This is a genomic window from Collinsella sp. (assembly GCF_052346665.1).
GTDB lineage: Bacteria > Actinomycetota > Coriobacteriia > Coriobacteriales > Coriobacteriaceae > Collinsella.
In genome coordinates this window covers 1-7,244 of sequence record NZ_DAWDUX010000027.1, presented here as the reverse complement: position 1 = coordinate 7,244, position 7,244 = coordinate 1, and the positions used below count along the sequence as shown (strand labels likewise).

Here is a 7,244-nt window from a genome sequence, read left to right as displayed (position 1 = left end):
ACATCCCATAGCCTCCACGACACCCGAAGGCGATTTTGGGGCCTCCTCCCCCGCCGACCTGCACGCCCCTGACGCAACGACTCGCAAGGGACGCATGCCCTACATCCCGGCGCTTGACGGCATCCGCACCCTCGCCGTCGCTGCCGTCGTGCTCTACCACCTCAATCCCAGCCTCGTTCCCGGCGGCATGCAAGGCGTCACCGTGTTCTTCGTCTTGTCGGGCTACCTGATCACACGCTTGCTGCTCAGTGAGCACAAGGGCACGGGGCGCATCGATCTCAAGGGGTTTTGGCAGCGCCGCCTGCGCCGCCTCGTTCCCGCTATCGTCACGGTGATCGTGGCGACCGCGGCGCTCTGCACCCTGTTCAACCACGTCATGCTCACCAAGATGAGGCCAGATATCATCCCGTCTGCCCTGTTTGTGAACAACTGGTGGCAGATCTTCAACCAGCAGTCCTATTTCAATGCGATCGGGGACCCGTCGCCACTCACTCATTTCTGGTCGCTTGCGATTGAAATGCAGTTCTACCTCGTATGGCCCGTGGCGCTCATGCTTGCGCTGCGTCACGGTGAGCCCAAGAAGCGGATCCGTCGCGCCGCCCTGGCGCTCGCAGCGGTGTCGGCACTTGAGATGGCGATCCTCTACGATCCCGCCACCGACCCCAGTCGCATCTACTACGGCACCGACACACGCGCGTTCTCCCTTCTTTTGGGAGCTTGGCTCGCACTCGTCACCAACATTCGCCTACCTCGGGCCCTGCGCGACGCCCTGCACGCCGCATTGGCGAAAAATAGCCAGCGGCATCTCAAGCAACACGGTGCAAGCCCGCTCGACCTCTTAGGAGTTCTGGGGCTCGCGGGCCTCTTGATGCTCATGGCGTTCACGAACGGCTACAGTGCCTTCCCCTACTATGGGGGAATTCTCATTACCTCGCTTTTCACGCTCATGGTCATTGCTGCGTGCGCGCAACCCCATAGTCACCTTGGACGTTTCTTCGGCATTAAGCCCCTCGTATGGCTGGGACAGCGCTCCTACGGCATCTACCTGTGGCATTATCCGCTTCTCCTGTTGATGAACCCCGCCAGCGATGTGACTACCAAGCCGTGGTGGGCATATGCCCTGCAGGTCTGCATCGTTATCGGCATTTCTGAGCTGAGCTATCGTTGCATCGAGACGCCATTTCGACATGGAGCCGGCAAGCGCATCGTCTCGCAGCTGCGCGACCGCGAGACGTTGCCAAAATGGGCCCGCGCGAACGTCATCCCGCTGGCGATTGCAGGGGCCACGGCCCTCGTAGCGGCGGGAGGCATCGCGTTCGTCCCCGCCACCTCTGCCCTGAGCGAGGACGGCACCGCACTTCTTCAGGGCGCAAGTGAAAATGGCAGCCCCAATGGCACCGATAGTGCAGCGCCCGACCAGGACGGCACTTCGCCCCAAGGCGGCACCTCGGCGGCGGACGGCACCTACGACATCACGATGGTGGGCGACTCGGTCTCGCTGCGCGCAGTCGATTCGTTCAACCAGATGTTCCCGCACGGCTATATCGATGCGGCAATGAATCGGCAGTTCACCGCCGGCATCGACATCTACAAATCGCTTGTGGACCAAGGGCTCGCAGGTCGCGTTAGCGTCTTCGCACTCGGCACGAACGGGCCGTTCTCGAGCGAGAACGTCGATGAACTCATGAATCTTGCCGGAACGAACCGCATCGTCGTGTTCGTGAACAACCGCGCGGCGCGCCCGTGGTGCGAGCCGAATAACCAAGTTCTCGCCGATGCTGCCTCGCGCTACAAAAACGTCATCCTCATCGATTGGTATTCGTACAGCGCCGACCGCAACGACCTGTTCGATGGCGACGGCATTCACCTCTCGAACACAGGCGTCACCGAGTATCTCCAGCTCATTGACGACCAGGTGGCCCGCTACCTGCCCATCCATCTCGAGGATGGAGATGACGAGCGCCTGTTGATTGCCCAGCACGCGCTCGACAGCCTCAAGACGTCAATTGGGGCCGAGTTTGCGCATATGAAGATCGAAGGTGACACGGAATAGCGGCGGCACGGCGGGACGTCGGCGCGAGCAGGGGCCGATGCTGACGGGACGTCACTGCCGACGGCACGACGACGCGAGCGTAATGTCGAAAAAATCGCGATTGAAGCGCGTCATTTTCGACATTACGCTCGCGTCTTTCTGTCAAAGACACCTCGACCGCGCCGCTCCGTCAGTAGCGTCTCACCCGTGTATTCATCGCCATGCAACGCTTGCCTGCATACGAGTGCCTCCCTGCCAAAGACGTCTCGTTCGCACATCTAGCCTCACCCTCGTTAACACGCTGTTATTGCGATTTTTAGATGGCGCCTCCAGCCTAAATGCACCCATAGCGACAATCCGCCACTCGCTCCACCTGCGCAGGTTCGAAACACCCCGCGCAGGTGACGGGATACCGACAGAAACACGAGGACAACTGCTTAAAAACGAGCCAGAACCCCCTGCTACGCTCATGTCTCCCGACAGGCCGAACACATGGGAGGGGCAAATGACTGTTACCAACGACAACAAGATCGAGCTGCTCCTAAACGCGGCGGAGGAGCATGGCCAATGTCTCGTCCGGCCTCACAATGCACATCTCATGCGGGCGCTCGCCTATCGCGCGAACCATGCGAAACGGAACCCGATCTATTCTCCGTATCGCGGAATCTACGTTCGACAGGCGTACTGGAATGGGCTCTCCCGCACCGAGCAGGTCCACACATGGCAAAAGCGCTTTCGCAGATTCATCCGGAATGGGTGTTCGACGGTTATACTGCGGCTGCAATTCGCGGATGGAACGTATCGTACAGCCTTCTTGACAGACTGAGCATCGTCGCCCCGTACCAAGTGCAGTCAAAATCGATTATCGCGAGAAGCAGCAAGCATATTACGCACGAAATACTCCATGGCATTCGCGTGACGACGGTTGCCCAAACCCTTCACCAGTGCCTGCGAGCCGGAGATTTACGAACCACCCTCCCCATAGCCGATTCCGCACTGCGAGTGACTGGGAAAACGAGTAGCAGCCTCATCGAGCTGCTCGAAAACGATCCGGCGATCGTTAGGCAACATGATCTGCAAAGGGCGGTTGATGTCCTGTCTCTCGCCGATGCTCGCAGTGAAAGTGGCGGCGAGTCCATTGCGCGCGCAACGATGATCATGCTTGGATTTGCCGTACCCGACCTCCAGATCGAATGCCATGATCCGATGAATCCAAGCAAGGTGATTCGCGTCGACTTCTACTGGACTCTTTCAGACGGAACGGTGATCATCGGCGAGCTCGATGGGAAGCAGAAATATGTCGATCCAGCCATGACAAAAGGTAAGGACCTGGTAAGAATCCTCAGCGATGAGCGCCTACGCGAATCGCGCCTCAGCATCAATGGAGCGCGCATCGTACGTTTTTCGTTTGACGATGTGTGTAATGTAGCCTATTTTGCCCAACTTCTCGAAAGCTACGGCGTTCCTCGGGATACATCCGAGATGTTTGTAGACCACGCGATGGTCTCTTTGCCCACGTGCGCCAAGTGCGAAGAGATGCCTCCGCTCGAATGCTATGCAGACCTTGTTGCCCCCTATGAGCATCGAAGATAGGCGCAGCAAAAGCCAGCTAGGTCAAATATGGGATGTCTCAAGCATGCCAACGCGAGCGAGGGGTGTCTCAACGCGCGGCAAGCACCTCGGCGCGAACGGCACGCGCCTCAACGCATGCGGCAAGCACCTCGGCGCTATCGAGACAATGGCCTCAACGCGATCGGAGCGCCCCTCTTTGGAACGTCTCGCGTAAAATGTCGAATTTGAAGCGTTTTAATTGCATTTTTTTCGACGTTACACGCGCGACTAGTCGACGAAGCGGCCGTGAACCTCATGACTCCGCGCGGGCGCCAAGGTATGTGGGCACCACCGTGCGCGAGTGCCATCATGTGCGGGAGTCCGTCGTCATCCTCGCGTTCGGCGCCTGCTAGTGCGCGTACGGGTACCACGGTGCGTGGGCGCCCGCTAGTATCCCAGCGCCTGCAACACGAACATCACGACGGTGAGCACGGTGATGAGCACAATGGTGGCCCAGGTGAGCACGTTCCACAAACGGCTGTTTTTGTAGCCACCCATAATGTGTTTGTCGCCGGCGATGAACACCAGAAACACGAGCAGAATGGGCAGCAGCACGCCGTTGATGACCTGCGCGCTCATCATGATCTGGAACAGGTCGACACCGGGCATGATCACGAGTGCGGCAGACGCCACGATGATCACCGTGATGATGCCGCGGTAGACCGGCGCCTCGCTCCAGCTGCGGTCGGCACCGCGCTCCCAGCCAAAGGCCTCGCAAATCGCGCTCGACGTCACGCCGGGCAGCACGCACGCCGCCAAGAAGCTCGCCGCCACCAGGCCCGCGGCGAACAGCACCGTGGCGAACTCACCGGCGATGGGCTCGAGTGCGAGGGCGGCGTCTGCCGCGTCGGCAACATGGATGCCCGCCGGATACAGCACCGCGCCCGTGGTGATGATGATGAACCACGCGATGGCGCAGGCGATCACCGAACCGGTGGTGGTATCGATGCGCTGCAAGATGATATCGGACTCATCGGCGTTCTTGTCCACGACGTTGTTCTGGGCGAGGAAGATCATCCAGGGCGCGATGGTGGTGCCGATGGTCGCCACGAGCAGCGACACGTAGCTCGGCTCGGGGATGAGGTGCGGCGTCACGGTGGAGAGCGCCACCTCACCCCAGTTGGGGCCCGCCAGGAAGGCTGCCACCACATACGTCACAAACACGCAGCTCACGAGCAGGAGGATCTTCTCGATGCGGCGGAAGCTTCCGCTCATGGTGAGCAGCCAAATGAGCAGACCCATCAGCGGCACGGACACCGTCTTGGGGATGCCGAACAGCGCAAGGCCGCTCGCGATGCCCGCAAACTCGGAGATGGTCACGGCCGTGTTGGCGATGAGCAGGGCGATCATGGCGAGTGCCGTCTTGCGCACGCCGAACTTCTCGCGGATGAGCGAGGCGAAGCCCTTACCCGTCACGCATCCGCAGCGGGCGGCGGTCTCCTGCACCACGATGAGCAGCAGCGCCATCACGGGCAGCATCCACAGCGTGGCATAGCCGTAGGAGGCACCCGCGCTCGAATACGTCGCGATGCCACCGGCGTCATTGCCGGACAGCGCCGCCAAGAGCCCCGGCCCCATGGCACCGAGCACCGCGGCGACGGTCAGTTTCTTCTTGGTCGATTGCTCCATACCGTGCACCACACCCTACAGCAACGGCAGCGTGCCGAGTACGGTGTAGGCCAACGCGGAGAGGAGCACCGCCGCAAACGTAAGCGAGGTGCCAGAAATGCTCTGGTCCTTCTCGTCGCTGCGGAACAGTACGTAGAAGTAGATCACGGCACTCGCGTACGTGCCCACTATGACGGCGGCGGCACCCTTGAAGCAGGAGAGGAGCGCGGTCGCTGCCCATGGGTCCGCCTCGCCAAAGAGGGTTGTTGCCATGAGCTCGCCACAGAGGAAGACCACGGCGGCCAGAATAACGCCGATGAGCGTCGTCTTGAGGAAGAACCCGAGGTAGGGCTTGGGCTCGTCGTCGCGCTCGTCGTACTCAAGGTAGCTGTTCTTCACAAAGGAGACCATGCGCATGGAGGCGAGGAGCACGACCGGCATGATCGAAATGGGCATGAGCGCCGTTAGACCCTGGCTGGTGATCATCTGGTGGGCCGTCGCGATACCCATGACGTTGAGGTCGAGGCGCTCCAACGGTGTCACCACGATGGCGGCGATGGCGCACGCCGCGATGGCCCACACCACAACCCAGTACTGGCGCTGCGAGAACCACGTAAAAGCGTGCGTGGACTCGCCGGCGTTGCTCTCGCCCACCGACACACCTGCGATCTGCAGGTCCTCGGCATGCTCCTCGGCGATGACGTCCAGGGCGTCGTCAACCGTGACGATACCCAGGATATGGCGGTTCTCATCACAAACGGGCATGGCGACGAGGTCGTACTTGGTCATCTCGTCGGCCACCTGCTCTTGGTCGAGATCGGGGGCGACCCACACCACGTCGCGGTAGGCGAGGTCCTTCAGGCGGTCGGTGTGATCGGCGACCACGAGCGAACGCATGGACAGCACGCCCGTGAGCGCGCCCTCGGCGTCGGTGGTGTACACGTAGTAGATGCTCTCGAAGTCCTCGTCCAGATCGCGCAGCGCATCGATGGCGTCCTGAACCGTCGCCGTGGCGGGCAGGGCCACGAACTGATTAGTCATGATGCGACCCGCGGTGTCCTCCTCGTACCCAAGGAGGTCGCGAATGGCCTTCTCCTCTTTGACGCCCATGAGGCGCAGGAGCTTTTCCGCCTTCTCGTAATCGAGTTCCTCGATGAGCGCGGCTGCGTCGTCGGGGTCCATCGTGGCGAGCATCGTCGAGGCCTCGCGGTCGGACAAGCCCTCGAGCATCTCGGTCATGAGCTCGTCATCGTCGAGCTCGGCAATGGCCTCGGCCGCCTGCTCGGTGTCAAGCTGGGCGAACACCTGCGTGCGCAAACGCGGATCGAGCTGCTCGATGATGTCGGCGATATCGGCGGGGTGCAGCTCGGAAAGCGTCTTGTGCGAGACGGAAAGCTTGATCTGCTTGGTGGAGCGCTCCAGCAGGTCCATGTAAGACCACGCGATGATGTCCTCGGGCAGGGGCTTGCCGAGCATCTTGGCGACCTTCACGGTCACGCGCTCGAACAGCGGATGAATGGCGCGCAGCAGACCGCGCGCACCCACCTCGGCGCCAAGCAGGCGCAGCTGGTTCTCGCCGGTGGTGGACAGCTTGATGTCGTTCACGCGCACGACCTTCATGCCCTGCGTGTCGACGATCTGCTTGTTCATGATGTCGCGAGCCAGCAGCACCTCATCGGGCTGCAGGTAGGAGAAGCGAATGTCGGTGGCAGGGTACTTGAGATACACGCCGTCGTCGTCGAAACGCTCGACGTACTTGCGCCAACTGATCATGAAGGGCGTTTTGCCCGGGCCCTGGAATGCGAGCGCCGTGACACGGGGGAAGACCTCGCCCGTGGCAATGCCGAGGTCGTTGACGATGCCGATTTTCTCACCGGCGGCATCGACCACCGGCAGCTTCAGCATTTCGGAAAGGTAGTTCATCGTGCTCCTTTACGTGCAGGTTCACCCCGGCGAATTCCCGCACCGCGCATGAGCGCAGGGGCACCGCTGG

Annotated in this window: 4 protein-coding genes; 2 read left to right on the top strand and 2 right to left on the bottom strand. The window is 61.1% G+C overall.

What is annotated here, in order from left to right; genetic code table 11:
- Positions 1 to 7: 7 nt before the first annotated feature.
- Positions 8 to 2,053 (top strand): acyltransferase family protein, encoded by a 2,046-nt coding sequence (locus ACT8II_RS06190; RefSeq protein ID WP_443813370.1) that lies wholly within the window; start codon positions 8 to 10, stop codon positions 2,051 to 2,053.
- Positions 2,054 to 2,752: 699 nt separating this feature from the next.
- Complete coding sequence (locus ACT8II_RS06185) at positions 2,753 to 3,625, top strand: hypothetical protein (protein ID WP_443813358.1); 873 nt, start codon at positions 2,753 to 2,755, stop codon at positions 3,623 to 3,625.
- A gap of 405 nt (positions 3,626 to 4,030) precedes the next feature.
- Here the strand turns inward: ACT8II_RS06185 and ACT8II_RS06180 are convergent, their stop codons facing one another.
- On the bottom strand, positions 4,031 to 5,272 hold the full coding sequence (locus tag ACT8II_RS06180; protein WP_443813356.1) for an Nramp family divalent metal transporter: 1,242 nt from the start codon (positions 5,270 to 5,272) through the stop codon (positions 4,031 to 4,033).
- 15 nt (positions 5,273 to 5,287) lie between these two features.
- Positions 5,288 to 7,174, bottom strand: a complete 1,887-nt coding sequence (locus tag ACT8II_RS06175; RefSeq protein WP_294121623.1) for a magnesium transporter — start codon at positions 7,172 to 7,174, stop codon at positions 5,288 to 5,290.
- Positions 7,175 to 7,244 lie beyond the last annotated feature (70 nt).